This window comes from Neoroseomonas terrae, from assembly GCF_018129025.1.
Taxonomy (GTDB): domain Bacteria; phylum Pseudomonadota; class Alphaproteobacteria; order Acetobacterales; family Acetobacteraceae; genus Neoroseomonas; species Neoroseomonas terrae.
The window spans coordinates 1-3,176 of sequence record NZ_JAAEDI010000056.1 but is presented as its reverse complement, the minus strand read 5'-3'; the positions used below and the strand labels follow the sequence as shown (position 1 = coordinate 3,176).

3 protein-coding genes are annotated in these 3,176 nt (G+C 69.1%); all 3 read left to right on the top strand.

Annotation, left to right across the window (positions count from 1 at the left end; genetic code table 11):
• A partial coding sequence (locus tag GXW78_RS27605; protein ID WP_211872135.1) for a hypothetical protein occupies positions 1 to 1,673 on the top strand: 1,673 nt, incomplete at its 5' end.
• Between the two features lie 234 nt (positions 1,674 to 1,907).
• Positions 1,908 to 2,183 carry a hypothetical protein gene (locus GXW78_RS27600; RefSeq protein WP_211872134.1) on the top strand — a complete coding sequence of 92 codons (276 nt, stop codon included), beginning with the start codon at positions 1,908 to 1,910 and terminating at the stop codon, positions 2,181 to 2,183.
• Positions 2,184 to 2,197: 14 nt separating this feature from the next.
• Positions 2,198 to 2,815 carry a hypothetical protein gene (locus GXW78_RS27595; protein ID WP_211872133.1) on the top strand — a complete coding sequence of 206 codons (618 nt, stop codon included), beginning with the start codon at positions 2,198 to 2,200 and terminating at the stop codon, positions 2,813 to 2,815.
• Positions 2,816 to 3,176 lie beyond the last annotated feature (361 nt).

The window sequence follows — 3,176 nt, the reverse complement described above, 5'->3', positions numbered from 1 at the left end:
GCACCTGCTATGTCTTCCTCGACGCTGCCGGCCTCGAGACGACGCTGTCCGCGAAGGACATGCACAGCGCCGCCATCATCGAAGGCCTGTTCGGCGGCCGCTTCGCGCACCGATTCCTGTTCGAGCGCTGGCCGCACATGGTGCCGATGCGCGACGAGAAGGGCCGGCCGATCCTCGACGACGAGAAGATACCGGTCAAAGTCGCCGCCGGCTGGTCGGCGCGGGAGTGCGGCGCCGACCTGATCTCCGCCTGCACCCGCATCGGTGCCGCCGATGATGCCGAGCTGCGCCGCGATGGCGTGTGGTCGGATGGCAAGGGCGGCCTGGTCGTGCATTGCGGCCAGCGGATCTTTGCCGACGAAAAGGAACACCGCCCCGGCCTCCGCCAGGGCAAGGCCATCTACATCGCCGCGCCGCGGCGTGAGGCGCCGTCGGCTAAACCGGCGACCGCAGCGGAATGCCGGCAGATCGAGGACGATCTCCGCCTTTGGACCTATGCGCCGGCGATCGCCGACCAGGCGCCGCACCTGGTGCTCGGCATGATCGCCTGCGGCATCCTCTCGGCCGCGCTGGAATGGCGGCCGCACATGGCGACGTGGGGCCCGGCCGGCTCGGGCAAGTCCACGCTGGTGAACTACGCGGCCCGATGCTGCGGGCTCGAGGAAGCGTCCGACGACGTGTCCGAACCCGGCGTGCGCCGACTGTTCAATGCGCGGGCCGGCCTGATCCCGCTCGATGAGAACGAAGCCGCCGTCGCGCAGACCGCGGCCGTGCTGAACCTGATGCGTGGCGCAAGCTCGGGCAAAGGCGCGATCGTCGTGCGCGCGGGGGAAGGCTCGGGCGTCGACGTCTTCCGCATCGCCGGCAGCTTCTTCCTCGCCGCGATCAACCCGCCGCACCTGTCGCTTGCCGATGCGTCCCGCATCACGCTCATTCTGCTGCGCCGGGGCGAGACGTCGGAGGACAAGAAGCGCCGGCTCGATGAAGCCATGGCGCGGGCGAAGGACATCTATCCCCGCCTGCTGACGCGCCTGGTGCTGGGCTTCGATCGCTTCCGGGAGAACCTGGCGCAGCTGCGCTCCGCCGCGATCCGCGCGCAGGCCACGGCGCGCAGCGCGGACCAGCTGGCCTCGCTGCTCGCCGGTTGGCAGACGCTGACGCAGGACGATCCGGTGACGCCCGCCGAGGCCGATATGCTGATCGAGCCCCTCGGCGCCTTCACGACCTCCGCCGAGGATGCGGAGGAGGAGGATTCCGGGCGCCAGGCCCTGCGGCACCTGCTCGGGTCGCTGGTGCAGGTCGGGCGCGATCGGACCACGGTCGCGGAGGTCATCGGTGAATCGCAGCGCGCGGCGAAGCGATGGGCAGCGTCGGTCGGGCGGGAGGACGAAGCCGAGCGCGGGTCGGAGAAGGAACGATGGTGGCGACGCATGGGCGCCATCGGCCTCCGCTACCATGAGACCCCACGCCCCGGGATCCTGGTGGCGAACGGGGCGCCGGTGATCGATGCGGCCTTCCAGGGCACGCCCTGGGCCAACAAGGCCTGGCAGCGACCGTTGCGGGAGCTCCCTGGCGCGGCGGAGCCCAAGAACCCCGTGAAGTTCCGAGGCAACGCGAAGGCGCGCTGCGTCTACCTCCCGATGGAGTTGCTCGGCCTCGATGATGACGACTGATCCTGTTCCCGTCCCCGCATCTGTCCACCCCCGTGTTCCCGATAAGCCATTGAAAAGGCTGGAGGGGGACAAGGGGACACGCATGCGCGCGCGTATAGGGCCAACCGGAGGGGGCTCGCCTTATCTGGGGCCCATAGAGAGGCCGTTTCTGTCTGTCCCCTTGTCCTCTTTCAATTCTTTCAAAGGGTTAGAGGGAACAGAAAGGTGGACAAAGGCGGGGACGGGAACAAACCCATGGCTGGAGGGAAGACGATGATGGGAGAGCGGACGATGGACCGGACGGCCAGCTACTCGCCCGCCGAATGGGCGGCCTATCGGCGTGGCATCCAGGACGCGATGGGTGCCGCCAGCCGCGTCGATATCGAGGCTTTCAGCCGCGAGCGTCAGCAGGTGCTGTACGCGGGCGCTGTCGCGGCACGGCAGATGATCGTTCACACGCTGGCCACGCGCTGGGTCTGGGTGGGCAATCAGGCGAAGGCTGCGGCTTCGGCCGAGCCCCCTTCGGCGTGAAGGGGCGGAAGCCGATGGATGGGATGCTGACCGAGGTCGTCGGCCAGATCGACCTGGCGAAGGGCCCGCGCCCCTTCATCACGCCCTATGGGCTGGTGATGCAGGCGACGGGCGGGGAGCCGCCCGACCCGCATCGTTCGGTCCTCGATGCCGAGCGCCTGGCGAGCCGGCGTCGCCTGCAGCAGGACCGCGTCGTGCGGCTGGCCGAGGCGCGCCGCATCACGCTCGCCGAGGCCTGGGCCGCCTCCGACCTGCGCGACGTCGCCGAATGGCGGGAGGGCGCGCATGCCGCCATGGCCCGTGCGCAGTTCGGGGAGCGCCAGACGTCGGGCGTCTATGAGGCGGGGGAGGAGGCGCGCTGGTTCTCGCTGCTCGAGGCGGAGCACACGCGCTTCATCCCATGGCTGGACTGGGCGCGAGAGCAGTCGATCTCCGCGCGTCGCGTCACGCTTGCCGAGCTGACCGTCGCGGTGGTGGTGCACGGGTTAGGGCTGTCGCAGGCGGGGCGGGATTTGCGGCTGCGGAAGGACTGGAACGTGCTCGACCTGCTCCGCCGCAGTCTGCACCACTATGCGGTGCTGGCGGGTCGGCAGGCCGCCGGCGGCAATCCGCCGCCGATCGAAGGCACTTGACGACGTGCGGGCATTTCGGCGACACATTCACCTAGATGTGCGATTCGCGCCCGGCCGGGACCACCCCGCCGGGCGCGTTTCGTTTCGGCCCACTAGGGCTAGGGGCGTAGCGCCTCGGTCACTTGGGCTGGTGGCCCCTAGGGCTAGTGGTCGGCGCCCTCCGCCCCTAGGGCTAGTAGGTCGTGGGTCCTTCCCCGGCTCCGCCACCACCGCGGTAATTCGAGCCGCGACAACACGCTGAATTTTTTAACGATAACAACGGCTTCTGTTGTTGTTCCTGTTTCTGTCCGCGCCGGCGCCGCAGCGGGGGTCGCATGGTCACCGTGAATCTGGAGGAGATGGCGGACAAGCTCCGCATCTC